This window comes from Rhizobium sp. ZK1, from assembly GCF_047782645.1.
Classification (GTDB): Bacteria; Pseudomonadota; Alphaproteobacteria; order Rhizobiales; family Rhizobiaceae; genus Rhizobium.
The window spans coordinates 2,913,518-2,937,334 of sequence record NZ_CP180586.1 but is presented as its reverse complement, the minus strand read 5'-3'; the positions used below and the strand labels follow the sequence as shown (position 1 = coordinate 2,937,334).

Below are 23,817 nucleotides of genomic sequence, written 5' to 3'. Positions count from 1 at the left end.
CAAGCCAGGCGGACCTGCCCTATTGATTTGCCACGACAACAGCATGCAGCGGGAGGAATCGCATGGGTGGATATGTTCTGGCGGTCGATCAGGGAACGACTTCGACGCGGGCGATCGTCTTCGACGGCGACATGAAGATCGCCGGCATGGGCCAGAAGGAATTCACACAGATCTATCCGCGATCCGGCTGGGTGGAGCACGATCCCGAGGAAATCTGGGATTCGGTCGTTTCCACCATCCATATGGCACTACGCGAAGCCAAGGTGACGGCCAAGGATATTGCCGCACTCGGCATCACCAACCAGCGCGAGACCGTCGTCGTCTGGGAGCGCGAAACCGGCAAGCCGATCCAGAATGCCATCGTCTGGCAGGACCGGCGCACAGCAAGCTATTGCGACAATCTCAAGCGGCAGGATCTGGAGCGCACCTTCACGAAAAAGACCGGTCTCATTCTCGATCCATATTTCTCGGGAACGAAGCTCTCCTGGATGCTCGCCAATGTGAAGGGCGCGCGCGCAAGGGCGGCGCGTGGCGATCTCTGCTTCGGCACGATCGATACCTTCCTCATCTGGCGGCTGACGGGCGGCAAGAGTTTTGTCACAGACGCGACCAATGCGTCGCGCACGCTGATGTTCAATATCGCCACCAATGAATGGGATGCGGATCTGCTCGACATCCTGCGCGTACCGGCCGCCATGCTGCCTGAAGTGAAGGATTGCGCCGATGATTTCGGCACCGTCGATCCGGAGCTTTTCGGCGCAGCCATCCCGATCCTCGGTGTTGCCGGCGACCAGCAGGCGGCGACGATCGGCCAGGCCTGCTTCGAGCCGGGCATGCTGAAATCGACCTATGGGACAGGCTGCTTCGCGCTGCTGAATACCGGCAGCGACATGGTGCGTTCGAAAAACCGGCTGCTGACGACGATTGCCTATCGCCTGAACGGTGAAACGACCTATGCACTGGAGGGCTCGATCTTCATTGCCGGGGCGGCGGTTCAGTGGTTGCGCGATGGCCTTGGCATCATCGACAGGGCATCCGATACGAGTGATCTGGCGGAAAAATCCGATCCGACGCAGGAAGTCTATCTCGTGCCGGCCTTTACCGGCCTTGGCGCGCCGCATTGGGATGCCAAGGCGCGCGGTGCGATCTACGGCCTGACGCGCAACAGCGGATCGGCAGAGCTTTCCCGCGCGGCGCTGGAAGCTGTCTGCTACCAGACGCGCGACCTGCTGGAGGCCATGCAGAAGGATTGGAAGAACGGCACCGACAATACGGTACTGCGCGTCGACGGTGGCATGGTTGCCTCCGACTGGACGATGCAGCGGCTCGCCGACCTGCTGGAAGCACCGGTCGATCGGCCCGTCATTCTGGAGACGACGGCGCTCGGAGCGGCATGGCTTGCCGGTAGCAGGGCCGGCGTCTGGCCGGATCGGCAGACGTTCTCGGCCACCTGGAAGCGGGACCGGCGCTTCGAACCCGCCATGGACGACAAGATGCGCGCTGCGAAGCTCAAGGGATGGAAGAACGCGGTAAAGCGGACGCTGAGCGAACTCTGATCGCTCAGCTCACCAGGCTCATGTGCGCGTATTGCTTGCGGTATTCCGCAGGTGTCACGCCGAGATGGCGAGTGAAGGCGCGGCGCAAGGTGTCGTCATCGGCAAAGCCGCATTCGCTGGCCACCTGTTTCGGCGCATGGCCGCTTTCGAGCAGCCGGCGGGCGGCGGCAATGCGGGTAGATTCGACCCAGGCTGCCGGCGTCATGCCGACTTCATCGCGAAATAGACGGGCGAAATGCCGGGGGCTGAGTTCCATCCGGCGGGCGAGTTCGGCGACGCTATGGTCGGCAGCGGGATTGGCTGCTATCCAGCGCTGTACTTCCTGAAGGGCCGAGCGTCCGGCGGGAACGGCTTCGCCCTTGCGGCTGAACTGCATCTGGCCGCCGGGGCGCTTGAAGAACATGACGAGCTGGGCTGCGATACGCATCGCCACGTTACGGCCGAGATCCTCTTCGACTAGGGAGAGAGCAAGATCCAGTCCCGCTGTGACGCCGGCAGCGGTTCTCAACTGCCCGTCGGCCACATGGATGGCGTCCTCCTCGACCGTCACGGCGGGATAGGCCTGTCTCAACCTCTCTGCGACGGCCCAGTGCGTGGTTACCCGGCGGCCGTCTAGCAGGCCGGCGGACGCGAGCAGGAATGCGCCGCTGCAGACCGAGCCGTAACGGCGGGCGCCGGGTGCAGCCTTGCCGAGCCATGCCAACAGCTTTGCATCATGCTCGATCTCAGCCGAATTGGGACAGCCGGCGACAAGCAGCGTATCGAGCGGACCGGTCTCATCCTCGATCGTATAATCGGCGACCAGGCGGATGCCGGAAGAACTGCGGATATGGCCGTGCGTGGCGGCGATGACGGCGGGGCGATAAACTTGCCTGTCGCTCTGCAGGTTAGCTTCGGCAAAAACATCGAGGGGGCCGGAAACATCCAGAAGCTGGACGCCGGGAACGGCAAGGATGGCGATGGTCCGGGGCTTCATCTGACGGCCTCATGTCCGCAGCGGAATGTTTTTGGCAGAAAATGCCGGATAGCGTCGATTGCTGACATTCTCGTCCGCTTTTACGCTCCTTGACATCCACCATCAAGGAGAAAGACGATGATATTGACGATCGGCGGCATCAGCATTCCCGACAGCAAGCTGGCACGCGACATTACCGAACTTGTCAGGGACACGGAATCGCCGCTGCTCTTTCATCATTCCAGCCGGGTCTATTATTTCGGTGCGCTCTCGGGCAAACGCCGCGGGCTGAATTTTGACCCGGAACTGCTTTATGCAGGCGCCATGTTCCATGACATGGGGCTGACGCACCAGCATAGTTCGGAGCACGAGCGTTTCGAGGTCGACGGCGCCAATGCTGCTCGTGATTTCTTGAAAAGTTACGGTATCTCGCAGGTCGATATCGACACCGTCTGGACGGCTATCGCGCTGCATACGACGCCCGGCATTCCGCAGCATATGCACCCGGTCGTGGCCTTGGTGACGGCAGGCGTGGAAATGGATGTTCTCGGCATCGACTATCACGGCTTCGGCGATGTCGACCGTGAGGCGGTGGTGGACGCGCATCCACGCACGCCGAATTTCAAGGAGGATATCATCCAGACCTTCTATGACGGCATCAAGCACAAGCCGCAAACGACCTTCGGCAATGTGAAGGCGGATGTGATCGCCGACAAGGAGCCACATTTCCACAGAGGTAATTTCTGCAGCGTGATCCGCAATTCGGCCTGGGGCGGCTAAGTCAGGGGGAGCTGTGGCAGGCGGCTTGGCGGCCGCCTGACTGTTCTTGTCATTTCTTCAGCCAAGGCGTTGCCATGCTCCAGAAGATCACGTCGGCGCCGAGATAGTCCTTTGCGAAGGCGGTGAACTCTTCCTTGGTGAAGGGCTTCTTGGTCGCGGGGTTCCTGTAGGTCAGCGTCGGCTCCTGCACTGCGAGGCCGACATAGCTGAGCTTGCCCTTGTACTTGTTGAAGAAGGGATAAGAGTTCTTCATCTGCGCCTTGCGGTTCGGCACGATATCGGGGCCGCCGAGGCCGACATTGTTCTTTTCGGCGAAATCGAAGAGGCGGCCCATATAGTTGTGGTCGTTCTCCCATTCGCAGGGCCAGAAGTTCACATATTGCACGACCAGCGACTTTTCGAAGGCCTTGCGGGCGAAGGCAAGGTTTTCGATCTCGGCGGAGAAATAGGCTTCGCAGGAGAAACCCTTTGGTTCATGCTTGGGATCGAGGTCGATGGAGGTTTCCGGCAAGTTGATGCCGTAGACCTGGCCGTCGAACTTTTCGGCGAGCGCCTTTAACAGCGCCTGGTAGCGGGTGCGAACCGCCGGGTTCCATTGCTGAGCGACCCAGCCGGAACCGACTGGCTTGTTTTCTCCGGGATTATCGAATTGCGGGGTCAGGCCGCCATCATATTCCGGTTCGGTCAGCATATAGTCGGGGATGTTGCGCGCCTTCGGATTGAAGAAGCGGTCCTGCATCTGGATGAACATCTTCTTGTTCAGACTTCTGGCGATGGCCAGGTCCTGCTCGATCGCCGAAAAATCATACTGGCCCTTCGCCGTTTCCAGGCTTTTCCAGTTATAGACAACCTGCACGCCGCCGATATCCGGCCGGGCGAGTTTCGCCTTTGCGCCTGCGAGGTCGCCGGAACCCATATAGAGAAAGTTCTCCGGGTTGGAAGCGGCATGGACAGCTGTGTCGACAATACAAGGGTGGTAAGCGCCGCGAGAAGTTTCTGAGATTTGTTCACGGGGGTCTCGAATGGAAAAGTGATGGAAAGCGCCGACAGCTCTCAGGGCCAAATTAGGCAACTCGATGGCGTGGATTTCGGAGCCCCGTCATAGGCTAACCGCAGCGCTTCGATCAGATTCACTGATTTTCCCAATCGTAATTTTTTGATGCGGCCTGTCGGCCAAACGGTTACTCCTTCGTCATTCGGAAAGAGGAGTTACCGATGCTTTACGCAATCCTTTGCTACGCCAATGAGGAAACCGTTTTTGCCTGGACCGAGGAGGAAGAGGCTGCCGTCATGGGAAATCTCCATGCCGTGATCGAGCCGCTTGCCGCTGCCGGCAAGCTCGGCCCGACCGGCCGGCTGATGCCGACGACGACCGCAGCGACCGTGCGCAAGGGCAGGGACGAGGCCTTCGTTGTCGATGGTCCGTTTGCGGAAACGAAAGAGGCGCTTCTCGGCTTCTATACGGTTGATTTCGAAACGCTGGATGAGGCGATCGCCTTCTCGAAACAGCTTTCGGCGGTCAATCCGGGTTCCACCTCTTACGAAATACGGCCGTTCTACACGTTCAGGCCGGGAGAGATCGCATCATGACAGACATTGCCTGGATCGACCTCGCGCTTGCCTCGGCCCGGCCGAAGGCGCTCGGCGCGCTTCTGCGCTATTTCCGCAATCTCGATACTGCGGAAGAGGCGTTTCAGGAGGCGTGCCTGAGGGCGATCCGGACATGGCCGGAAAAGGGGCCGCCACGCGATCCGACGGCCTGGCTGATCTTCGTCGGCCGCAACAGCGGCATCGATGCGGTGCGCAAGCGCGCGAAGATCCAGGCGCTGCCGGACGAGGATCAGATTTCGGATAGGGAGGATGCCGAAAGCGATATTGCCGATCGGCTGGACGATTCCCACTATCGCGACGACATCCTGCGGCTGCTCTTCATCTGCTGCCATCCGGACCTGCCTGCCACGCAGCAGATCGCGCTGGCTCTGCGCATCGTCTCCGGCCTGTCGGTCTCGCAGATCGCCCGTGCCTTCCTCGTATCCGAAACCGCCATGGAACAACGCATCACGCGCGCCAAGGCGCGGGTGGCGAAGGCCGGCGTGCCCTTTGAAACGCCGAGCCCACAGGAGAGGGCCGAGCGTCTGACGATCGTCAGCACGATGATCTATCTGATCTTCAACGAGGGCTACAGCCAGGCCGATCCGGAGCAGGAGGCGGCAGCCTTCAGCGACGAGGCGATCCGGCTGGCGCGGCTGATGCTGCATATCTTCCCCGCCGAGCCGGAGCTGATGGGGCTGCTGTCCCTGATGCTCCTACAGATTTCCCGCCGTCAGGCGCGCTTCAGCCCCGAAGGGGAGATCGTGCTGCTCGAGGATCAGGACCGCTCGCTCTGGAACCAGCCCTTCATCAACGAGGCGCTGGCGCTGCTCGACAAGGCGCTGCGTCACCGCAGGCCCGGTCCCTACCAGCTGCAGGCGGCAATTGCTGCCGTCCATTCGCGTGCCAAGCGGGCTGAGGATACCGACTGGGTGGAAATCGATCTCCTCTACCGCGCGCTGGAACGTGTCCAGCCCTCGCCCGTGGTGACGCTCAACCGAGCCGTCGTGGTCTCAAAGCTGAATGGCCCGCAGGAGGCGCTCGATCTTATCGAGCAGCTCGATGAGAAGCTCGACGGCTATTTCTACTACCATGGTCTGCGCGGCAATCTGCTGAAGCAGCTCGGGCGCATCGCGCCGGCGCGCCTCGCCTTCGACCGCGCCATTGCGCTTGCCCATTCGGCGGCGGAAGCTGCCCATATCCGCCGGCAGATCGACAAGATGCAGGAAGATGCGGCGCAACCAGCCGCAAAACCGTAGGGTATATTGCGCAATGCAATTGAGCGCGCGATGGACGACTATCAGCCTATGCCGATCATGGGCATTCTTGTCGAAGCGCGGCACTGCCGGGGGTGCTCAGACTATCGATTTTCTCGAAGATATCGTTCCAGAATTTCTGTTTGCTCTTCACTCGCCGCATCCTTATCTCCGGGCTTAAGTTTAACAGGGTGCCGATCATGGAACTGGGCCTTTATACATTTGCAGACGTAAATCCGAACGCTTCCCGCAGCAAGGGAGTGGAAGCGGCCGAGCGGATCAAGCATCTGATCGAGGAGATCGAGCTTGCCGATCAGGTCGGGCTCGATGTCTTTGGGCTCGGCGAACATCATCGACCCGATTATGTGGCCTCCGCGCCGGTGGTCGCACTTGCTGCCGCCGCGACGAAGACCAAGACTATTCGTCTCACCAGCGCCGTCACGGTTCTCTCTTCGGACGATCCGGTGCGGGTGTTCCAGCAGTTTGCGACGCTTGACCTGATTTCCAACGGCCGTGCCGAGATCATGGCGGGGCGCGGCTCCTTCATCGAATCCTTCCCGCTCTTTGGCTACAATCTCGAAGATTACGACCAGCTCTTCGAGGAAAAACTCGATCTTCTTCTGGCTCTGCGCGACAACGAAGTGGTCGACTGGAAGGGCGCGCTGCGCGCGCCGATCCACGGCCGCGGCGTTTATCCGCGGCCGCTGCAGGATCAGCTGCCGCTGTGGATTGCGGTGGGCGGTACGCCGCAGTCGGCGGCGCGCGCCGGTGCTCTTGGCTTGCCAGTGGCGCTTGCGATCATCGGTGGGGAATATCCGCGCTTTGCGCCGCTGTTCGATCTCTATCGGGAAGCGGCCCGCCGGGCGGGGCAGGATGCGACGAAGCTGAAGACCAGCATCAACGTTCACGGTTTCATTGCCGATACGACGGAGGCCGCGGCCGACCAGTTCTACGGTCCGCAGGCCGAAGTAATGAACCGCATCGGCCGCGAGCGCGGCTGGGGACCGACGAGCCGGGCACATTTCGACATGTCGCGCGGCCCGACCGGAAATCTCTTCCTCGGCGATCCGGAACTGGTTGCCGAGAAGATCATTGCCGCCCACAAGGTTTTCCGCAACGACCGCTTCCTGCTGCAGATGGCGATCGGCCAGATGCCGCACGATCAGATCATGCGCGGAATCGAACTTTACGGTACAAAAGTGGCGCCGATCGTCAGAAAGGCATTGACTGGGGCTTCCGAAGACGCGAAATCCACCGCTTGACGAAGAGCCTGTCGCTCTCGGGTGAAACCGGAACGGGTCTATGGTTATCGAGAACGACGAGGAACTTACCAAGCTCAAGGATATCGGCCGCATCTGTGCCAACGCCATACAGGTGATGGCGGCGGCGATGGAGCCGGGCATGACGACGCTCGAACTCGACCAGATCGGCCGCAAGGTTCTGGAAGATGCCGGCGCGCGCTCGGCGCCTGAATTCTGCTACCAGTTTCCAGGCGCGACCTGCATCAGCGTCAACGAGGAAATTGCCCACGGCATTCCCGGCCCGCGTGTCATCCGGCCGGGAGACCTTGTCAATATCGACGTTTCGGCCGAAAAGGACGGTTTCTTTGCCGATACCGGCGCCTCTTTCGCCGTGCCGCCGGTGAAGTCGAAGATCGAGAAGCTGTGCCGGGACGGCCGGCGGGCGCTGTGGGTCGGCCTCAACCAGATCAAGGCCGGCGAGCCGCTGGCGAAGATCGGCAATGCCGTCGGCGCCTTTGCCCAGAAGAACCGCTATACGCTCGTTGCCAATCTCGCGAGCCACGGCGTCGGCCGCTCCCTGCATGAGGAGCCGGCCGAGCTTTCCACCTGGCCCGATCCGTCCGAGCGGCGCATGATGACGGAAGGCCTCGTTTTTACCGTCGAGCCGTTCCTGTCGCTCGGGGCAACATGGGCAGAAGGCGGCGATGACGCCTGGACGCTCTATGCCGATCCCCAAGCCCCGACGGTGCAGTACGAGCACACAGTGGTTGCAACCCGCAACGGGCCGATTATTCTGACGTTGGCGGCTTGAGGGGTATCACCCTCGCTGTTGGAGGTCGAGATGGCTGTTGCCTTTATCAAGGAAGAGAGTGCCGAAACCGCAGCGGAAACGCTGCTGCCCGACCGGCCGATTTCGCCGCATCCCAACCTCGTGACGGAGGCCGGGCTGAAGGCACTTGAACTGCAGGTGCAGGACGCGCGCCAGGCCTATGAGGCTGCGAGCAGGATCGAAGACGTCAACGAACGGCGGCGGCAGCAGGCCAATCCTCTGCGCGACTTGCGTTATTTCGTCGAACGCGTCCGCACGGCGCAACTGGTTGCCGACCCGAGAACGACCGACGTGGTGGCCTTCGGAAGCACGGTCACCTTCAGCCGTGATGACGGGCGGGTGCAGACCTATCGCATCGTCGGAGAGGAGGAGGCCGATCCGAAAGCCGGGTCGATTTCCTATGTTGCGCCGGTCGCTCGGCTCCTCATGGGCAAGGCCGTTGGAGATGTCGTCACTGTCGGTGATCAGGAACTTGAGGTGATCAGGATTTCATAGAGCGCCGCATGCGCCTTGCGCGCGGCGCTCATGTTTTGCTTCAGGCCGCCTGCGGCAGGCGGGCGATGACCTTGATCTCGAAATCGAAGCCGGCTAGCCAGTTTACGCCGATAGCCGTCCAGTTCGGATAGGGCGCCTCGCCGATTTCCTTCATTCTGATATCCGAGATGATCTGCCACTGTGCTTCGGGATCGGTATGGAAGCTCGTGACATCGACGACGTCGTCGAATGTGGCGCCGGCAGCCGCCAGCACGGCTTTCAGATTGTCGAAGGCAAGCTGCACCTGCCTTGCGAAATCGGGCTCGGGCGAGCCGTCCTCACGGCTGCCGACCTGGCCGGAGACGAAGAGCAGGTCTCCGGAGCGGATTGCCGCGGAATAGCGGTTGATTTCATAGAGCGCCTGCCGGCCGGCTGGGAAGATCGCGTCACGCTTGGTCATTGTTTTCTCCTGTAGACAAAAGGGTACCCATCGCCGAACACGCGTTCGTCGTGAGAGGGGAAGCATTCGCGGATACGGGGCTTGCCCGTCATGCGGAGCTGCAATTGATATACGCTCCGTATGTGGATATATCAGGAGATACGCCGCGTATGTCAATACGCATACGATGCGTATGTGAATTTTGGAGATCGTGATGACCGCAAGAACTCGGACACAGATGATGGAGCAGACGCGGGCGAAGCTCATTCGGGCCGCCCGGAAGGCCTTCGCAGTCAAGGGCTATGCGGCGGCCTCCATGGATGATCTGACCGCCGATGTCGGTCTGACGCGTGGCGCGCTCTATCATAATTTTGGCGACAAGAAGGGCCTTCTGCAGGCCGTGATCGACCAGATCGACGCAGAGATGGGGGAGCGGCTGCGCATCGAGCGCGACCGGGCGGAGTCGGCCTGGCTCGGCCTTCTCGCGGAATATACCGCCTATATCGAGATGGCTCTGGAGCCGGAGATCCAGCGTATCATGTTGCTTGACGGACCGGCCGTGCTGGGTGATCCCTCGCAATGGCCGAGCCAGAATGCCTGCCTTCGCACGACGACCCAGACCATACAGGCGCTGATCGACGAAGGGACTGTCAGACCCGTCGATGCGGAGGCTGCGGCCCGTCTGCTCAACGGAGCGTCGCTCAGCGCGGCACTCTGGATCGCCGCAGCAGATGATCCTCATGCCGTTCTGGCAAAGGTCGTCGAAGCATTCCGATCCCTGGCAGGCGGTCTCCTGAAGGTCGAGGACTGACTGGGGCGGCGACTTCCGCCGCCATTCGCTCAAGCGACGTTAGTCCTGATGCGGGTCGGTCTTGCCGCCCTGCAGGATCTCCATGGCTGCACGCTCCAGAATCGCGGAAATCCTGGCAGCCTCGCTTGTTGACCAGGGATGGCGCATGCGCAGGGCGGAGCGCAGCAGCTGGCGTGCGGCATGGACGTTGCTGTGGTCGCGGCCGAATTCATCGTCCTCGTGGTCACGACGCCGATGGCCGTGGCCACCGCGGCCCCCGCCGCCCTGGGGTTGGTCGGGATCGAACATGCGGTTAACGAAGGCCATGCCTTCGGCAATGCGTTCCAGCTTGGCAAGCGTCTGGTCGATCATGTCGCGGTTTTCTTCCACCTTCCGGCGGCCGGCCTCCGTGATTTTGTAGAGCTTCTTCGTCCCTTCGTTTTCCACTTCCGCCAGTCCGGTCTCTTCCAGATAGGTGAGGGCCGGATAGATGACGCCCGGGCTCGGCACGTAGAAGCCGCCGGAGCGCTCCTCCAGCGTCTTGATCAGTTCATAACCGTGGCTTGGACGCTCTTCCAGAAGCGCCAGCAGGATCGTCTGCAACTCGCCGGCAGAAAACCTGCGGCCCATTCCCATGCGCATCGCCTCGCCGACGAATCCGCCTCGAAAACCTCTCATGTCATATTCCTATATATCTGATGTATCGCTTACTGTGTCGTAAACATATATCGTAAGACATATCATTCAAGAGGCAATGCGACAAATCTGTTCGTGAAATTGAAGAACTCATCAGAATTAGTCACTTGTGACGGCCATGCTGCAGCGCGATAAACGGGGCCATGTTGGCTCCCAATGACGACCGCCCGGTCAATCTCCTTACCACAGCGCTTGCAGGCGCCGTCGCCATGGCGGCGGCGATGGGCTTCGGGCGTTTTTCCTTCACCCCGATCCTGCCGGGAATGATGGTCGGCGTGCCGCTATCGGCTGCCGACGCGGGTTTCATAGCTTCCGCCAATTTTGTCGGCTACCTCGTCGGTGCTGTCCTGGCTGCCTATGGCTGGGCGGCGGGGCGCGAGCGGCTGGTGGCGCTTCTTTCGCTGCTGGCGACCGCAATCCTGCTTGCCGCCATGGCGGCGACGGACTCGGTGATGCTCTTTGCGGTCATCCGCTTCTTCGCTGGCGTGGCGAGCGCCTTCACGCTGGTCTTCGCGTCTGCAATCGTGCTGAGCCACGGGGCCGCTGCAGACAATGATCACGTTCAGGCGACGCATTTCGGCGGGCCGGGGGCGGGGATCGCGATTTCCTCCGTCATGGTGTTTGCGCTGGGCTATGTCTTTGACGATGCGGCCGGCGGCTGGCGCGCGGACTGGATCGGCGGCGCGCTCTTCTGCCTTGTCAGCTCTGGCATCGTCTGGGCATTGCTGCCGAAGGCGCCGGTGCATACGGGTCAGGCAAGGGAGCCTGATCTCGCCTGGAACCGGCCGATGGTGCTGCTGACGCTGTCCTACGGGCTTTTTGGTTTCGGCTACGTCATCACCGCAACCTTTCTCGTCGCCATCGCCCGAATGAGCGCCTCGGGGCCGATCGTTGAATTCCTCTGCTGGTTCATTGCGGGACTGACGGCCACCATCGCGCTGTTCATCTGGAAGCCCTTCGTGCGCGGGCTCGGGATCGGCGGCGTCTATGTGGCCGCCCTCATCATCGAGGCTGTTGGCGTGCTCGCGACCGTGGCACTGCCGCATTCGGTGGCACCACTGATCGGCGGCGCGCTGTTCGGCGCAACGTTCCTTGCCATCACCGCCTATGGATTGCAGATCGGCCGCCGGCTGTCACCCGAAAGCCCGCGCCGCATCCTGGCGCTGATGACGGCCGCCTTCGGTATCGGTCAGATGGTCGGTCCTGTCGTTGCCGGCTGGATCGCACAGGGAACCGGAAATTTCGTGCTGCCGACCATCATCGCCGCAATCGTGCTGGTTTTCTGCGCGGCTCTGGTCATGCCGGTGATGAAGAAAATCCCTTAAGTGATTACAAGTGCGTAACAATGGGCTGGACCCATTGCCGCTTTCTTCGAACTGCCTTAATTTCCGGGCAATCAGTGGTTCGCCACTCTTCCGTGACTCCAGTTCAGGAAAGCAAAACCCCCCGTGTTTCATTCCTTCTTCCCCCAGCCAAAGGCGTTCTTTACTTCGCTCGCAGTCTGGACGCTGGCTGCAATTTTTGGCTGGTATTTCTTCGCGGCCGGTCTCGGTGCTTCGCTTGGTTTTACGCCGGTTCCCGAAGAGCAGCAGCCGATTGATCTCTCGTTCTTTCTGCTGCCGGAAAATCTCTGGTTTTACGGCTACTTCCTTTTAGCCGCGCTCATCTTTTGCGGCTTCTGGCATCTAAAGGCGCTGCATCATCCGTGGAAGCTGTGGTCCGTCTGGGGATCGGCGCTGATCATCTTCGTTACCTATTTTGGCGTGCAGATCACGGTCGTCATCAACAACTGGCGCCGGCCTTTTGGTGATCTGCTGCAGAATGCGCTGGCGAAGAAGCCGGGTATTACCGTCGAGAACTTTTACGATCTATTTCTGATTTTTGCGCAGATCGCTTTCCTCGCGATGTTCGTATCGATCCTGACCGATTTCTTCACCAGGCACTACATCTTCCGCTGGCGAACGGCGATGAACAATTTCTACATGGCCAATTGGGAAAAGCTCCGCCATATCGAAGGCGCATCGCAGCGTGTGCAGGAGGATACGATGCGCTTTTCCAGCACCTTGGAAGGCCTCGGCATCAACCTGATCAATTCAGTAATGACGCTGGTCGTCTTCCTGCCGATCATGCTGGAGCTATCGCATTATGTCACGGCGCTGCCGGTGCTCGGTGAAGTGCCGAACTCTCTTTTCTGGCTGGCTATCTTCTGGTCGGCCTTCGGCACCGTCCTGCTTGCTGTCGCGGGTATCAAATTGCCTGGGCTAAATTTTAAGAACCAACGCGTGGAGGCTGCCTACCGTAAGGAACTGGTCTATGGTGAGGATCATGCCGACCGAGCGCAACCGCCGACCGTCCGAGAACTGTTCTCAAGGGTAAGAGCGAATTATTTCACGCTTTACTTTCACTATATGTATTTCGATATTGCCCGCTCGTTTTATCTGCAGGCCGACAATCTTTTCGTCTATTTTTTTATGACGCCGACTCTCGTCGCCGGCGCCATCACCTTCGGCATCTTCCAACAGATCTCGACCGCCTTCGGCCAGGTGAGCAATTCCTTCCAATTTCTCGTCAACTCCTGGTCGACGATCATCGAACTGCTGTCCATTCACAAGCGTCTCAAGGCCTTCGAAGCGGCAATTGACGATGAGCCGCTGCCGGATATCGATCAGCGTTATCTGGAGCGTGAGGCCGGCGTCGTTCACGTCGACGGCTGACAAAAACAGAAAGGGCTACCGAAATGGTGGCCCTTTCTGTTTGAGCGTCCGGCAGATCGTCAATTCGGGCGGTTGCACCCCGTATTTTTCCAATCCAAATCCATCAATGCCTCCAGAATATGATCCGCAACAGCCACGTTGCCCTCCCTGAGGGCGATGTCATAGGCGGCGAGGCAATGGTCGAGCAGCGGCGTGGCCACCGGCGCTTCCTCCGGAAGGGGCAAGACAATACCGCCATAAACGGACGGAATGCCGTTCTTGTCGCGGAAGCAGCGTCCGAAGACCATGACCTGATGGAAGGCGCCGTTGGCGCAGCGGGTGCGGTAGCTCTGGTGTTCCGGCTCCTGTGTCAGGATCGCGTCATGAATGATCCTGGCGGCTGCCGGCTGATCCTCCGGATGGATGCGGGAGATATAGGCTTCGAGCGGCAGGCCGCTTGCCGTTTTCGAGGGGTCAAGTCTGAACATTTCGGCGACCGCTCCGTCGCCGTAAAGAAGGTTGGTGACGATGTCTCAGATGAAAAAGCCGGTTTCACAAATGGGAAATTCGTCTTTGTCGGTCAGACACTCGAAGTCCACAATAGCCGTCATGACACCACCACCTGTGCTTGTGCGCATTCATGATGTAGTGCTTATCAAAGCGCAGGTCGGACGCAATCAATTGGTGCAGGTGGTTTTTGATATCCAACATTTTAAGTAGGTAAGGGTGCCTTACAACCCGGATGTCTGCTGCAACTGGCCACGTGCCTCGATCATGGGGATCGCTTCGGAATAGCTGACGCAGGCGACATCGGCCCTGTGGCAGACGTCGCCGACCAGCCTGTCGAGCGCACGCCAATAGGCGCCGCCGTTCATCTCCACGAAGTGGAAGCCGAGCTGCAGGGGAATGCGGCTGCCGGCATATTGCCTGTCGAAGGCCTCCTTGAAGGCGGCATAGGCGCGCTCCTCGAAAGCGGCGCTGTCGGCTGCGTCCTCCTCGCCCTTGGAGTGGCGAACGAAGAGATTGTAATCCATGCCGATGATCGGCTTTTCGCCCGGACCTTCGGGAATGAGCGGCAGGCCGAAGCGGATGACCCCGTGTTCCTCGACCGGCATGGCCGGCCCCTTGGTGACGAGGCTTGCGTCATAGGTGAAGCCTGCTTTCTTCTCGGCTGCGATCATGTCCGCACCGCCGCCGGTCGACAGGTAGGGTGCGCGAAAACCCTTGATGCCGTGGTCGACCAGATCCTGCCAGCCGGCCGGTTCGTCCAAGCCGACGCCCTTCCAGGCGTTCTTCAGCGTCGTCTTGAACGTCGCGTATTCGGCCGACCAGTCCGCCTCGCTCCATTGCCTTCCGTCGAAATGGCCGCAGGCATGGCTGGAAATGTCGTGCCCCTCTAGGTGGGCGTGCCAGATATTGCCGAGGCGCTCGCGGATCTCATCGTCGCTCTGCGCAAAACCGACATTGGATTTTCCGCGTTTCTGATGAGGGGCTTGGTAGGCCTTCTTCGCTGCCTCATTCATCAGGAAGGTGCAGGAGAGGAAGTAGGTAAAGTGCGCGCCGTTCTTTGCCGCCATTTCGCGGCTCTTCTGCCAGAGTGCGTTGTCGTGAGCGCCGTCGAAGGAGATGATAACCAGCTGCTTCGGCTTGTCGGCGGCCTCCGCAACGGCAGGAAAAATCAGAGACAGGGCGAGGGAAGCAGAAAAAATAGAACGAAACATGGGCACCGCGACAATTTGCATTGCGGTTTTCCTGTTACAGAAATGCGGCGAAGCTGCGGTCTCGCTGGCATTTTTCACCGTCTGCCGGTAATTCATGGCTGACCATTAAACAGGAAAACCAGATCATCATGGCTCTGCTCGTCCTCAGCCTCATTCTCTTTCTCGGCGTTCATCTGATCCGCGTCGTCGTGCCGGGCTTCCGGCAGGCGATGATCGATGGGATCGGCAAGCCTGCCTGGATGGCTATCCACTCGGTTGCGAGCATCCTGACGCTGATCTTCGTGATCTACGCCTTCGGTGTGGCGCGCAGCGAGCCGATCGGCCTCCTTTATAATCCGCCTGTTGGCATGGCGCATCTTACCGTCACGCTGATGCTGATCGCGGTGATCTGTCTGGTCGCCGGTTTCCTGCCAGGCGGCTATATCAAGACGAAGACGAAACATCCGATCGTGCTGTCGGTGAAGATCTGGGCGCTCGCCCATCTATTGTCGAACGGCGAAGCCTATTCGGTGCTGCTTTTTACAGCCTTCCTGATTTGGGGCGTGGTGCTTCGCATCTCGCTGAAGCGGCGCCAACAGCGTGGAGAGATCACGTTGCCTACCTTCGTGTCGGCCAAGAATGACCTCTACGCCGTCATCATCGGCGCGATCGTCTGGGCGCTGACGATCTGGCGTGTTCACGAATGGCTGATCGGTGTTGCCCCGCTGCCGATGCTTGCTTCGTGACGATTCTGCGATATCCCCCTTACAACGGCCGCAAAATGGAGTAGAAGGCCCGACAATGTGCGTTTTGCACTATGTATGGGTATCCGTGGCCGGAGACGAGAATGGCATTCAACGACGACAGCTTCATTCGTGAAGTCAACGAGGAACTGCGTTCCGACCAGATGAAGGGCGCAGTGCGCCGGTTTGGCCGCTATATCATTGCCATTGCCGTTCTCATCGTGCTCGGAACCATCGGCAAGGTCGCCTACGAATATTGGGACAATACCCGTTCCTCCGGCGCCGGCGACCAATTCCTGGCGGCGATGAAGCTTGCCGACGAGAACAAGACGGACGAGGCGCTCGCCGCACTCGACAAGCTGGAAAAGGAAGGCCACGGCGCCTATCCGGTTCTGGCGCGCATGCGTGCAGCGACCGTCCAGTCGCAGAAGGGCGACAATGCCGGAGCGATCGCGTCCTTCGAGGCCATCGCCAAGGACAAATCCGTCCCGGCCGCCGTGCAGGATGCTGCCAAGATGCGCGCCGGCTGGCTGCTGATCGAGAACGGCACCTATGAACAGGTTTCTGCCGCCGTCGAAGAAATGGCCGTACCGGGGAATGCCTTCCGCCATTCGGCGCGCGAGGCGCTTGGTCTTGCCGCCTACAAGGCCGGCAACATGGCCCAGGCGCGCCAGTGGTTCCAGTCGATCGTCGACGATGTCGACAGCCCGCGCAATGTTGCCAATCGCGCTCATATGATGCTTGATCTCATCACCGCATCCGGCAAGGCGCCCGCCGCGCAGGGTTAAGGCTTAAGGGAAAAGAATGAGTTTTACGGTCGCCATCGTCGGTCGCCCGAATGTCGGCAAGTCGACGCTTTTCAACCGGCTGGTTGGGAAGAAGCTTGCGCTTGTCGATGACACGCCGGGCGTGACCCGCGACCGCCGCCCGGGCGAAGCGCGGCTTATCGACCTGCGTTTTACAATTGTCGATACGGCAGGCCTCGAAGAGATGACGGATGAGAGCCTGCAGGGCCGTATGCGGCAGCAGACGGAAACGGCAATCGACGAGGCCGATCTATCGCTCTTCGTCGTCGATGCTAAAACCGGGCTGACGCCGGTCGATACGGCGCTCGGCGAGATGCTGCGCCGTCGCGGAAAGCCGGTCGTGCTCGTTGCCAACAAGTCCGAGGCGCGCGGTTCCGACAGCGGTTTCTACGATGCCTACTCGCTGGGGCTTGGCGAACCCGTGCCGATTTCGGCCGAACATGGGCAGGGCATGCTCGATCTGCGCGACGCCATCGTTGCTGCGCTCGGCGAGGATGTCGCTTATCCGTCGAAAGAAGACGTTGCCGTCACCGATGTCGACCTGCCGCAACCATCAGGCGACGAGGGTGAAGACGACGAAGAGCCCGCCTATGACGACACCAAGCCGCTGCGTGTTGCGATCGTCGGTCGTCCGAACGCCGGCAAGTCGACGCTCATCAATCGGTTCCTCGGCGAGGACCGGCTGCTGACGGGGCCGGAAGCCGGCATAACGCGCGATTCCATCTCCGTGGAATGGGACTGGCGGGGCCGCACGATCAAGATGTTCGATACGGCCGGCATGCGCCGCAAGGCCAAGGTGATCGAGAAGCTGGAAAAGCTTTCCGTCGCCGATGCGCTGCGCGCCATCCGCTTTGCTGAAACCGTCGTTATCGTCTTCGATGCGACGATCCCCTTCGAGAAGCAGGATCTCCATATCGTCGACCTCGTGTTGCGCGAAGGCCGCGCGGCGGTTCTCGCATTCAACAAGTGGGACATGATCGAGGATCGCCAGGCCGTGCTCGCTGACCTGCGCGAGAAGACCGACCGGCTGCTGCCGCAGGCGCGCGGCATTCGTGCCGTGCCGATCTCCGGCCAGACCGGCTGGGGGCTCGACAAGCTGATGCAGTCGATCATCGATACCGATCGCGTCTGGAACAAGCGCATCTCGACCGCCAAGCTCAATCGCTGGCTGGAGCAGCAGCAGGTGCAGCACCCGCCACCGGCCGTTTCCGGCCGCCGCATCAAGCTCAAATACATGACGCAGGTAAAGGCTCGCCCGCCGGCCTTCATGGTGTCCTGCACCCGCTCGGATGCCCTGCCGGAATCCTATACGCGCTACCTGATCAACGGGCTGCGTGCCGATTTCGACATGCCGAGTGTGCCGATCCGGATCCACTACCGGTCGCCGGACAATCCCTATGAGGGGAAGAAGAAGCGGACTTAGCGCGGTTTTCCAGCGTTGCCGCGCGGGCCGGAATGAGCCTGCCGCCCGGCGCGCCTGGCGTCAGGATGCGCTCTTGTTCAGTGCCTCGCGCAGTGCGACGATCTCTGCCTGCAGCCGTGCAAGCTCATCTCCACTGCGGCCGCTTGCGTCGATGATGCAGCCCGGTACAGTCTCCGCCTTCTCCTTCAGACGCTTGCCTTCCTCCGTCAGGCGCAGCGCCACGACGCGTTCGTCCTGCCTGCTGCGTTCGCGGCGGATGTAGCCTGCGGTCTCCAAACGTTTCAGGAGAGGGGTCAGCGTGCTCGATTCCAGGAAGAGCTTTCCGCCGAGGCCGCCGACGGTCTGGCCGTCTTCTTCCCAGAGCGACACCATCGCCAGATATTGCGGATAGGTGAGGCCGAGTTCGTCCAGCAGGGGCTTATAGACACGGTTCAAGGCGTGGCTTGCCGTATAGACGGCAAAGCAGATGAAGTTGTCGAGTTTCAGTTGGTCCGACATGGCTCAATCTCCAAAACTGCAGGACTTTATATCGTGCGATAAATAATCGTAGACGCTTTTATGCATGGCCGCCATGCGATATTTTATATCGCGCGATAATAAGTCGTGTGCGATATAAAAACTGCGTTCAGGAAGAACGCAACGAACCCCAAGAGGATACGACAATGCCTGGCATCAAGACCGCAGTTTCCGCAGCAGCAATTCTGGCAGCTTCCGCCATCGGAGCGTTTGCCGATCCGGTGCTGGAACCGACAACACAGAAATTCATCGATAGCCTGGCAGGCTCCAAGCCGATCTATACCTTCTCGCCTGATGAGGCCCGCAACATCCTCGCCGGCGCCCAGAAGGGTGACGTGAAGAAGCTGGCAGCCCGGGAAGAGGACAAGGTCATCAAGGTCGGCCCGACCGGCAGCGTCAAGCTGCGCATCGTTCGCCCTGAGGGTGCTAAGGGCACGCTGCCTGTCGTCATGTATTTCCATGGCGGCGGCTGGGTGCTGGGTGATGCTGACACACATGACCGGCTCGTGCGCGAGATCGCCAACGGCGCCAAGGCTGCTGTCGTCTTCGTCGATTACGATCGTTCGCCGGAAGCGCGTTATCCGATTGCTATCGAACAGGCCTATGCCGCAACGAAATATATCGCCGATCACGCCAAGGAATTCCATATCGATGCCAGCCGCCTTGCCGTTGCCGGCGATAGTGTCGGCGGTAACATGGCAGCCGTCGTGACGCTGCTTGCCAAGGAACGCGGCGGTCCCGATATCGACCAGCAGGTGCTGTTCTACCCCGTGACCGATGCCAATTTCGACACTGGCTCCTACAATCAGTTCGCCAACGGCCCGTGGCTGACCAAGGAAGCCATGAAGTGGTTCTGGAATGCCTACCTGCCGGACGAGGCCAAGCGCAAGGAACCGACGGCTTCACCGCTTCAGGCTTCGCTCGAACAATTGAACGGCCTGCCGCCGGCGCTCATCATCACCGATGAAAACGACGTGCTGCGCGACGAGGGCGAAGCCTATGGCCGCAAACTCGTTCAGGCCGGCGTGAAGGTCACATCGATCCGCTATAACGGCACGATCCATGACTTCGTGCTCTTGAACGCGATTGCTGAGACTCCGGCCGTGCGGAGTGCCATCTCGGTCGCCAATGACACCTTAAGGGCTGCTCTTCACAAGTAAGCTCAGTCGGCAGGCGAGACAGGCCCGGCGCTATCGCCGGGCTTTCTGCTTCTCGGAAGGGATTTGGTGGCGTATTGCCACGCTTTCTTCCATTTCGGCGTGATGACGCCGTTGGCGGCGCGGATATTGTTGATGAACTGCAGCGTCGCCGCTTCCCAGGAATATTGCATGGCGAGCTCGCGCGCCTTCTCCCGCGAGGCGGAAAGCGCAGCAAAGCAGGCCATCTGCAGATCCTCGTCCAGCGCACCGACGAGGCTTTCCTCGCCGATGATATCCAGCGGGCCGGTGACGGGATAGGCCGCGACTGGAACGCCCGACGCAAGCGCTTCCAGAATGGTATTGCCGAACGTATCCGTCAGCGACGGGAAGACGAAGACATCGGCCTGCGCATAGGCCTTTGCCAGATCCTCACCGAGCTTGATGCCGGTGAAGTGCACATCCGGATAGCGCTGCTCCAAATCCGCGCGCGCCGGGCCGTCGCCGACCACCACCTTCGAGCCGGGCAGGTCGAGATCGAGGAAAGCCGGCAGGTTCTTTTCCAGCGCCACGCGGCCGACCGTCATGAAAATCGGACGGGGAAGGCCGAAGGGTTTCTCTTCCAACGGCATCGGGTGGAATTGCGTCGCATCGATGCCGCGGCTCCACGGCATGAGGTTCTTCACGCCCTTTGCAGCGAGTTCCCGGGCGAGGCTGGGCGTTGCGACCATGCAGCCTGCGCCGCCGTTGTGGAACCACCGTATGAAAGCATAGAGCCAGCTCTCAGGGATTGGCAGGCGGGCCGAAACATATTCGGGGAAGCGGGTGTGGTAGCTCGTGGAGAACGGCATGCGCTTGCGGAGGCACCAGCGGCGCGCCGTCAGTCCCAGCGGGCCTTCCGTCGCGATGTGGACGTAGGAAGGATTGTGCTTTTCGATCTCGCGGGCAACACGGCCATACCAGGCGATCGACAGGCGAATCTCGGGATAGGTGGGGCAGGGGATGCTTGCGAAGCGCTCCGGCGTCACCATCGAGACTTCGACGCCCATCTTGGCGAGTTCCCGATTGGTGTTCTCGATCGAGCGGACAACGCCATTGACCTGCGGGTGCCAGGCGTCAGTCACGATCACCAGCCGCTCGGGCACGGCCCCAGCGGCCGCAGCACTAGCCCAGCTTTCGCCGCTATATGAACTTGACGGACGTTGCAGCATGCTTCCATTTCCATCAGCGTCGCATGGTTGTAGCAACGCATAATCCCTGGGCGGGGTTCCGGAATGGCGATTCCCGCTCTCTTATCTTGGCGGAAGTGCATGATGGAAATATTACAGCCCTGTGCGAGTGTTGACAGGACTTTGCGGCTATTGCGACAGTAAATATGTCGGTTGAAAAGCCGCCAGGCAGATGAGCCTTGAAAAGGAACGGCGCCAGCGGGGAGGCCGGCGCCGCGGTAAAAGCTCAGGCTGCGGCCGAAGCAGAACCGGAGGTCGGAACTTCCGAGATCGTCTTCAGAACCTGCGATGCGATCTGGTAGGGGTCGCCCTGGGAGTTCGGGCGACGATCTTCCAGATAGCCCTTGTAATCATTCTTGATGAATGAGTGCGGAACGCGGATCGAGGCGCCACGGTCAGCAACGCCGTAGGAGAACTTGTTCCACGGAGCCGTCTCGTGCTTGCCGGTCAGGCGCTTGTCGTTGTCAGGACCGTAGACATTGATGTGGTCCATCAGGTTCTTTTCGAACTGAGCCATCAGTGCTTCGAAATAGGCCTTGCCACCAACTTCGCGCATGTACTTGGTCGAGAAGTTGCAATGCATGCCCGAGCCGTTCCAGTCGGTGTCACCGAGCGGCTTGCAATGATACTCGATGTCGATGCCGTACTTCTCGGTCAGGCGCTGCAGGAGGTAGCGCGCCATCCAGATCTGGTCGGCGGCCTTCTTCGAGCCCTTGCCGAAAATCTGGAATTCCCACTGGCCCTTGGCCACTTCGGCATTGATGCCTTCGTGGTTGATGCCGGCAGCGAGGCAGAGGTCGAGGTGCTCTTCGACGATTTCGCGGGCAACCGAACCGACGTTCGAATAGCCGACGCCGGTATAGTACGGGCCCTGCGGAGCCGGGTAGCCGCTCTCCGGGAAGCCGAGCGGACGGCCGTTCTCGAAGAAGAAATATTCCTGTTCGAAGCCGAACCAAGCGTCTTCGTCATCGAGGATGGTCGCACGAGCGTTGCTTGCATGCGGTGTCACGCCATCCGGCATCATGACTTCGCACATGACGAGCACGCCGTTGGTGCGGGCCGGATCGGGATAGACGGCAACCGGCTTCAGCACGCAATCCGAGCTGCGGCCTTCGGCCTGCATCGTCGACGAACCGTCGAAGCCCCAGAGCGGGAGCTGTTCGAGCGTCGGGAAATTATCGAATTCCTTGATCTGCGTCTTGCCACGCAGGTTCGGTACCGGGGTGTACCCATCGAGCCAAATATACTCGAGCTTATACTTTGTCATCGCGACTCTCTCTGCTGCGAACTTGAGCAAATCCTGAGGCAGTAGACGCAAGGGTGCGCTCTTCCGCCAGGGATGTCTCTTGTGAAGCACGTAGCGTGCCAGATCGTCTTTCAGACATAAAAAATTTACGAATCACAATACGGAAGCAGTTTTCAGCCTGGATGCGGCAGAAGAAAGGGCGAGTCCGGTTGGCCCCATTCCGCTTTGAGGCGGCCACTTTCGGGGTCGGAACCAGATCAAAATTCCGGCGTTGAGGCTAATGGATGAAGTTTTAAACAAATCAGCGCAAGCTTAATCAGGAAATGCTGCATCGATCGGCTGCAATTATAACTTTGCCTATATTTTATGCTATTTGCATAAACTATGTGCATTGTGCTATTGTTTCGACCGTGAATGTTGATAGGCCGAGCTGAAGAAAGGCTATCTCATGGCAATCGGTTTCCATCGCGAATCCGCGACGATCTACCAGTTCCCACTCAAGGCTGCTCAAGGCCCGAACCGCTTCGAGCGCCTGCGCATGATGGAGCGGGAGGCGGCTGGTGTGTGCGACGCCGCGCTCGATAGCTGCTGGTATCACGACGAGGCCGTGCGCACGGACGACAAGAAAACCAATTCCTGATCCCGCAATCAGGCGCTAATGACCGCTGAGGGGGACGGGCCTGCGCGTGGCCGCCCGACAAAGGACATGCGCAGGCTTCAATCTCGATATCAGAGGTCGAGCTTTTCCTTCGGCACGAGTGCACCATGTTCGCTGACGACGCGGGCGGCGATTTTAGCCCCGAAGCGGGCGGCTGCCGGGGCATCCCGGTTTTCCAGATAATGAGCCAGAAATGCACCGTTGAAGCTGTCGCCGGCGCTGGTGGTATCGACGACTTTTTTTACCTTTTCCGCTGGCACATGCATCTGCTCATTGGCGAAGCTCAGCGTTGCGCCTTCCGCGCCGTTCTTGACGACGACATGCAAGGCGCCGAGCCCGCGATAGCGCTCAATGGTGGCTTCGATGGAGGCATCGCCGAAATGGGCAACCTCGTCATCGAAGCTCGGCATGACAAGCGAGGAGGCGCGTCCGCCTTCGCTGATCGTCGTGTGCATCACATCGTAGCTCGACCAGAGGCGAGGGCGGATATTCGGGTCGAAGACGACAAACTTGCCGACCGCCTTGGCACGGCGGATTTCCGCAAGCAGCGTCTCGGTGTCGTCATGGGAAAGGATGGCGAGCGTGATGCCGGAGAAATAGATGACATCGGCACTTTCCACCGCCTCACGCAGGCGGTCGGGATCGGCGGCCAGGCTACGGGCGGCAGAGCTGTCGCGCCAGTAGCTGAAGGAGCGTTCGCCGTTCTTCAGATTGATCATGTAGAGGCCAGGCGTCTTGCCCTTGATGCGGCAGATGAGGTCCGTGCCGATGCCGGCTTTGCCCATGAAGGCGACCATTTCGTCAGACATCGGATCATCGCCGAGGGCGGTGAAATAATCGACCGACCAGGCGGGCGGCAGGCAGGCGCGGGCGTACCATGCGGTGTTGAAAGTATCGCCGGCAAAGCCTTTCCGCAGCAGGCCTTCACCTGCCTGCGAGAGCTCCACCATGCATTCGCCAATCGACAAAAACCGTCCGCTCAAGCCGTCCTCCCAGATTTTTCTGTTCTTGCGGATACGCGAAGAGGGGAGATGAGACAAGTCAATGAGCATGGAAAGTCC

At 60.2% G+C, this 23,817-nt stretch carries 25 protein-coding genes; 15 read left to right on the top strand and 10 right to left on the bottom strand.

Annotation, left to right across the window (positions count from 1 at the left end):
- Positions 1–62 precede the first annotated feature (62 nt).
- The gene (glpK, locus tag ACK9YZ_RS15120; RefSeq protein WP_416064355.1) at positions 63–1,556 is read left to right on the top strand and encodes a glycerol kinase GlpK; all 1,494 of its coding nucleotides are present in this window, start codon (positions 63–65) and stop codon (positions 1,554–1,556) included.
- A gap of 4 nt (positions 1,557–1,560) precedes the next feature.
- Here glpK and ACK9YZ_RS15115 read toward each other — a convergent pair whose 3' ends face one another.
- A complete protein-coding gene (locus ACK9YZ_RS15115; protein WP_416064354.1) occupies positions 1,561–2,532 on the bottom strand; it encodes a GlxA family transcriptional regulator in 972 nt (323 codons plus the stop codon).
- 117 nt (positions 2,533–2,649) lie between these two features.
- On the opposite strand from ACK9YZ_RS15115, the gene ACK9YZ_RS15110 reads away from it, so the two are divergent.
- Positions 2,650–3,291, top strand: coding sequence for an HD domain-containing protein (locus ACK9YZ_RS15110; protein ID WP_416064353.1), 642 nt, complete (start codon positions 2,650–2,652; stop codon positions 3,289–3,291).
- Positions 3,292–3,340: 49 nt separating this feature from the next.
- Here the strand turns inward: ACK9YZ_RS15110 and ACK9YZ_RS15105 are convergent, their stop codons facing one another.
- Positions 3,341–4,207 carry a hypothetical protein gene (locus ACK9YZ_RS15105; RefSeq protein ID WP_416064352.1) on the bottom strand — a complete coding sequence of 289 codons (867 nt, stop codon included), beginning with the start codon at positions 4,205–4,207 and terminating at the stop codon, positions 3,341–3,343.
- 299 nt (positions 4,208–4,506) lie between these two features.
- Between ACK9YZ_RS15105 and ACK9YZ_RS15100 the strand changes: the two genes are divergently transcribed.
- The 5 genes from ACK9YZ_RS15100 (at position 4,507) to greA (ending at position 8,702) form a co-directional block, all read left to right on the top strand.
- Positions 4,507–4,881, top strand: a complete 375-nt coding sequence (locus ACK9YZ_RS15100; protein ID WP_183731850.1) for a YciI family protein — start codon at positions 4,507–4,509, stop codon at positions 4,879–4,881.
- On the top strand, positions 4,878–6,140 hold the full coding sequence (locus tag ACK9YZ_RS15095) for an RNA polymerase sigma factor (RefSeq protein WP_416064351.1): 1,263 nt from the start codon (positions 4,878–4,880) through the stop codon (positions 6,138–6,140). The genes ACK9YZ_RS15100 and ACK9YZ_RS15095 overlap by 4 nt, the downstream gene beginning before the upstream one ends.
- Before the next feature lie 197 nt (positions 6,141–6,337).
- Positions 6,338–7,399: an LLM class flavin-dependent oxidoreductase gene (locus ACK9YZ_RS15090; RefSeq protein WP_416064350.1), complete on the top strand. Its 1,062-nt coding sequence runs from the start codon at positions 6,338–6,340 to the stop codon at positions 7,397–7,399.
- Positions 7,400–7,439: 40 nt separating this feature from the next.
- On the top strand, positions 7,440–8,189 hold the full coding sequence (gene map, locus ACK9YZ_RS15085) for a type I methionyl aminopeptidase (protein WP_183731838.1): 750 nt from the start codon (positions 7,440–7,442) through the stop codon (positions 8,187–8,189).
- A 30-nt stretch (positions 8,190–8,219) separates the two neighbouring features.
- The gene (gene greA, locus ACK9YZ_RS15080; protein ID WP_416064349.1) at positions 8,220–8,702 is read left to right on the top strand and encodes a transcription elongation factor GreA; all 483 of its coding nucleotides are present in this window, start codon (positions 8,220–8,222) and stop codon (positions 8,700–8,702) included.
- 40 nt (positions 8,703–8,742) lie between these two features.
- Here the strand turns inward: greA and ACK9YZ_RS15075 are convergent, their stop codons facing one another.
- Positions 8,743–9,141 (bottom strand): RidA family protein, encoded by a 399-nt coding sequence (locus ACK9YZ_RS15075; protein WP_216755453.1) that lies wholly within the window; start codon positions 9,139–9,141, stop codon positions 8,743–8,745.
- A 193-nt stretch (positions 9,142–9,334) separates the two neighbouring features.
- On the opposite strand from ACK9YZ_RS15075, the gene ACK9YZ_RS15070 reads away from it, so the two are divergent.
- Positions 9,335–9,931, top strand: coding sequence for a TetR/AcrR family transcriptional regulator (locus ACK9YZ_RS15070; RefSeq protein ID WP_416064348.1), 597 nt, complete (start codon positions 9,335–9,337; stop codon positions 9,929–9,931).
- Between the two features lie 39 nt (positions 9,932–9,970).
- On the opposite strand, the gene ACK9YZ_RS15065 is transcribed toward ACK9YZ_RS15070, so the two are convergent.
- Positions 9,971–10,588, bottom strand: a complete 618-nt coding sequence (locus tag ACK9YZ_RS15065; RefSeq protein WP_416064347.1) for a PadR family transcriptional regulator — start codon at positions 10,586–10,588, stop codon at positions 9,971–9,973.
- A 161-nt stretch (positions 10,589–10,749) separates the two neighbouring features.
- On the opposite strand from ACK9YZ_RS15065, the gene ACK9YZ_RS15060 reads away from it, so the two are divergent.
- Complete coding sequence (locus tag ACK9YZ_RS15060; protein ID WP_416064346.1) at positions 10,750–11,931, top strand: YbfB/YjiJ family MFS transporter; 1,182 nt, start codon at positions 10,750–10,752, stop codon at positions 11,929–11,931.
- Positions 11,932–12,054: 123 nt separating this feature from the next.
- Positions 12,055–13,320, top strand: coding sequence for a peptide antibiotic transporter SbmA (gene sbmA / locus ACK9YZ_RS15055; RefSeq protein ID WP_216755449.1), 1,266 nt, complete (start codon positions 12,055–12,057; stop codon positions 13,318–13,320).
- Positions 13,321–13,379: 59 nt separating this feature from the next.
- On the opposite strand, the gene ACK9YZ_RS15050 is transcribed toward sbmA, so the two are convergent.
- Complete coding sequence (locus ACK9YZ_RS15050; protein ID WP_416064345.1) at positions 13,380–13,787, bottom strand: PAS domain-containing protein; 408 nt, start codon at positions 13,785–13,787, stop codon at positions 13,380–13,382.
- Positions 13,788–14,030: 243 nt separating this feature from the next.
- Complete coding sequence (locus ACK9YZ_RS15045) at positions 14,031–15,020, bottom strand: polysaccharide deacetylase (RefSeq protein WP_416064344.1); 990 nt, start codon at positions 15,018–15,020, stop codon at positions 14,031–14,033.
- A gap of 128 nt (positions 15,021–15,148) precedes the next feature.
- On the opposite strand from ACK9YZ_RS15045, the gene ACK9YZ_RS15040 reads away from it, so the two are divergent.
- From ACK9YZ_RS15040 to der, 3 genes are all read left to right on the top strand, one after another.
- Complete coding sequence (locus ACK9YZ_RS15040) at positions 15,149–15,745, top strand: NnrU family protein (RefSeq protein WP_416064343.1); 597 nt, start codon at positions 15,149–15,151, stop codon at positions 15,743–15,745.
- Between the two features lie 101 nt (positions 15,746–15,846).
- Positions 15,847–16,530, top strand: coding sequence for a tetratricopeptide repeat protein (locus ACK9YZ_RS15035; protein ID WP_416064342.1), 684 nt, complete (start codon positions 15,847–15,849; stop codon positions 16,528–16,530).
- A 16-nt stretch (positions 16,531–16,546) separates the two neighbouring features.
- Positions 16,547–17,971 (top strand): ribosome biogenesis GTPase Der, encoded by a 1,425-nt coding sequence (gene der / locus ACK9YZ_RS15030; protein WP_216755445.1) that lies wholly within the window; start codon positions 16,547–16,549, stop codon positions 17,969–17,971.
- 60 nt (positions 17,972–18,031) lie between these two features.
- Here der and ACK9YZ_RS15025 read toward each other — a convergent pair whose 3' ends face one another.
- Positions 18,032–18,469 (bottom strand): MarR family winged helix-turn-helix transcriptional regulator, encoded by a 438-nt coding sequence (locus ACK9YZ_RS15025; RefSeq protein WP_416064341.1) that lies wholly within the window; start codon positions 18,467–18,469, stop codon positions 18,032–18,034.
- A gap of 164 nt (positions 18,470–18,633) precedes the next feature.
- Between ACK9YZ_RS15025 and ACK9YZ_RS15020 the strand changes: the two genes are divergently transcribed.
- The gene (locus ACK9YZ_RS15020; RefSeq protein ID WP_416064340.1) at positions 18,634–19,647 is read left to right on the top strand and encodes an alpha/beta hydrolase; all 1,014 of its coding nucleotides are present in this window, start codon (positions 18,634–18,636) and stop codon (positions 19,645–19,647) included.
- 2 nt (positions 19,648–19,649) lie between these two features.
- Here the strand turns inward: ACK9YZ_RS15020 and ACK9YZ_RS15015 are convergent, their stop codons facing one another.
- The gene (locus ACK9YZ_RS15015) at positions 19,650–20,834 is read right to left on the bottom strand and encodes a glycosyltransferase family 4 protein (RefSeq protein ID WP_416064339.1); all 1,185 of its coding nucleotides are present in this window, start codon (positions 20,832–20,834) and stop codon (positions 19,650–19,652) included.
- 244 nt (positions 20,835–21,078) lie between these two features.
- On the bottom strand, positions 21,079–22,119 hold the full coding sequence (locus ACK9YZ_RS15010; protein WP_216755441.1) for a glutamine synthetase beta-grasp domain-containing protein: 1,041 nt from the start codon (positions 22,117–22,119) through the stop codon (positions 21,079–21,081).
- Between the two features lie 427 nt (positions 22,120–22,546).
- On the opposite strand from ACK9YZ_RS15010, the gene gstI reads away from it, so the two are divergent.
- Positions 22,547–22,738 carry a glutamine synthetase translation inhibitor GstI gene (gene gstI, locus ACK9YZ_RS15005; protein ID WP_216755440.1) on the top strand — a complete coding sequence of 64 codons (192 nt, stop codon included), beginning with the start codon at positions 22,547–22,549 and terminating at the stop codon, positions 22,736–22,738.
- Positions 22,739–22,827: 89 nt separating this feature from the next.
- Here gstI and ACK9YZ_RS15000 read toward each other — a convergent pair whose 3' ends face one another.
- A complete protein-coding gene (locus tag ACK9YZ_RS15000) occupies positions 22,828–23,739 on the bottom strand; it encodes a sugar kinase (RefSeq protein WP_216755439.1) in 912 nt (303 codons plus the stop codon).
- Positions 23,740–23,817 lie beyond the last annotated feature (78 nt).

What these genes read in the sequence shown, in the direction of transcription:
- ACK9YZ_RS15050 (WP_416064345.1), bottom strand. Translation starts at nt 13,787, where the DNA reads ATGTTCAGACTTGACCCCTCGAAAACGGCAAGCGGCCTGCCGCTCGAA.
- ACK9YZ_RS15065 (WP_416064347.1), bottom strand. Translation starts at nt 10,588, where the DNA reads ATGAGAGGTTTTCGAGGCGGATTCGTCGGCGAGGCGATGCGCATGGGA.
- ACK9YZ_RS15025 (WP_416064341.1), bottom strand. Translation starts at nt 18,469, where the DNA reads ATGTCGGACCAACTGAAACTCGACAACTTCATCTGCTTTGCCGTCTAT.
- ACK9YZ_RS15115 (WP_416064354.1), bottom strand. Translation starts at nt 2,532, where the DNA reads ATGAAGCCCCGGACCATCGCCATCCTTGCCGTTCCCGGCGTCCAGCTT.
- ACK9YZ_RS15040 (WP_416064343.1), top strand. Translation starts at nt 15,149, where the DNA reads ATGGCTCTGCTCGTCCTCAGCCTCATTCTCTTTCTCGGCGTTCATCTG.
- ACK9YZ_RS15075 (WP_216755453.1), bottom strand. Translation starts at nt 9,141, where the DNA reads ATGACCAAGCGTGACGCGATCTTCCCAGCCGGCCGGCAGGCGCTCTAT.
- ACK9YZ_RS15110 (WP_416064353.1), top strand. Translation starts at nt 2,650, where the DNA reads ATGATATTGACGATCGGCGGCATCAGCATTCCCGACAGCAAGCTGGCA.
- ACK9YZ_RS15100 (WP_183731850.1), top strand. Translation starts at nt 4,507, where the DNA reads ATGCTTTACGCAATCCTTTGCTACGCCAATGAGGAAACCGTTTTTGCC.
- ACK9YZ_RS15090 (WP_416064350.1), top strand. Translation starts at nt 6,338, where the DNA reads ATGGAACTGGGCCTTTATACATTTGCAGACGTAAATCCGAACGCTTCC.
- ACK9YZ_RS15095 (WP_416064351.1), top strand. Translation starts at nt 4,878, where the DNA reads ATGACAGACATTGCCTGGATCGACCTCGCGCTTGCCTCGGCCCGGCCG.
- ACK9YZ_RS15060 (WP_416064346.1), top strand. Translation starts at nt 10,750, where the DNA reads ATGTTGGCTCCCAATGACGACCGCCCGGTCAATCTCCTTACCACAGCG.
- der (WP_216755445.1), top strand. Translation starts at nt 16,547, where the DNA reads ATGAGTTTTACGGTCGCCATCGTCGGTCGCCCGAATGTCGGCAAGTCG.
- ACK9YZ_RS15070 (WP_416064348.1), top strand. Translation starts at nt 9,335, where the DNA reads ATGACCGCAAGAACTCGGACACAGATGATGGAGCAGACGCGGGCGAAG.
- greA (WP_416064349.1), top strand. Translation starts at nt 8,220, where the DNA reads ATGGCTGTTGCCTTTATCAAGGAAGAGAGTGCCGAAACCGCAGCGGAA.
- ACK9YZ_RS15105 (WP_416064352.1), bottom strand. Translation starts at nt 4,207, where the DNA reads ATGGGTTCCGGCGACCTCGCAGGCGCAAAGGCGAAACTCGCCCGGCCG.
- ACK9YZ_RS15035 (WP_416064342.1), top strand. Translation starts at nt 15,847, where the DNA reads ATGGCATTCAACGACGACAGCTTCATTCGTGAAGTCAACGAGGAACTG.
- ACK9YZ_RS15010 (WP_216755441.1), bottom strand. Translation starts at nt 22,119, where the DNA reads ATGACAAAGTATAAGCTCGAGTATATTTGGCTCGATGGGTACACCCCG.
- glpK (WP_416064355.1), top strand. Translation starts at nt 63, where the DNA reads ATGGGTGGATATGTTCTGGCGGTCGATCAGGGAACGACTTCGACGCGG.
- ACK9YZ_RS15045 (WP_416064344.1), bottom strand. Translation starts at nt 15,020, where the DNA reads ATGTTTCGTTCTATTTTTTCTGCTTCCCTCGCCCTGTCTCTGATTTTT.
- ACK9YZ_RS15015 (WP_416064339.1), bottom strand. Translation starts at nt 20,834, where the DNA reads ATGCTGCAACGTCCGTCAAGTTCATATAGCGGCGAAAGCTGGGCTAGT.
- ACK9YZ_RS15020 (WP_416064340.1), top strand. Translation starts at nt 18,634, where the DNA reads ATGCCTGGCATCAAGACCGCAGTTTCCGCAGCAGCAATTCTGGCAGCT.
- map (WP_183731838.1), top strand. Translation starts at nt 7,440, where the DNA reads ATGGTTATCGAGAACGACGAGGAACTTACCAAGCTCAAGGATATCGGC.
- gstI (WP_216755440.1), top strand. Translation starts at nt 22,547, where the DNA reads ATGGCAATCGGTTTCCATCGCGAATCCGCGACGATCTACCAGTTCCCA.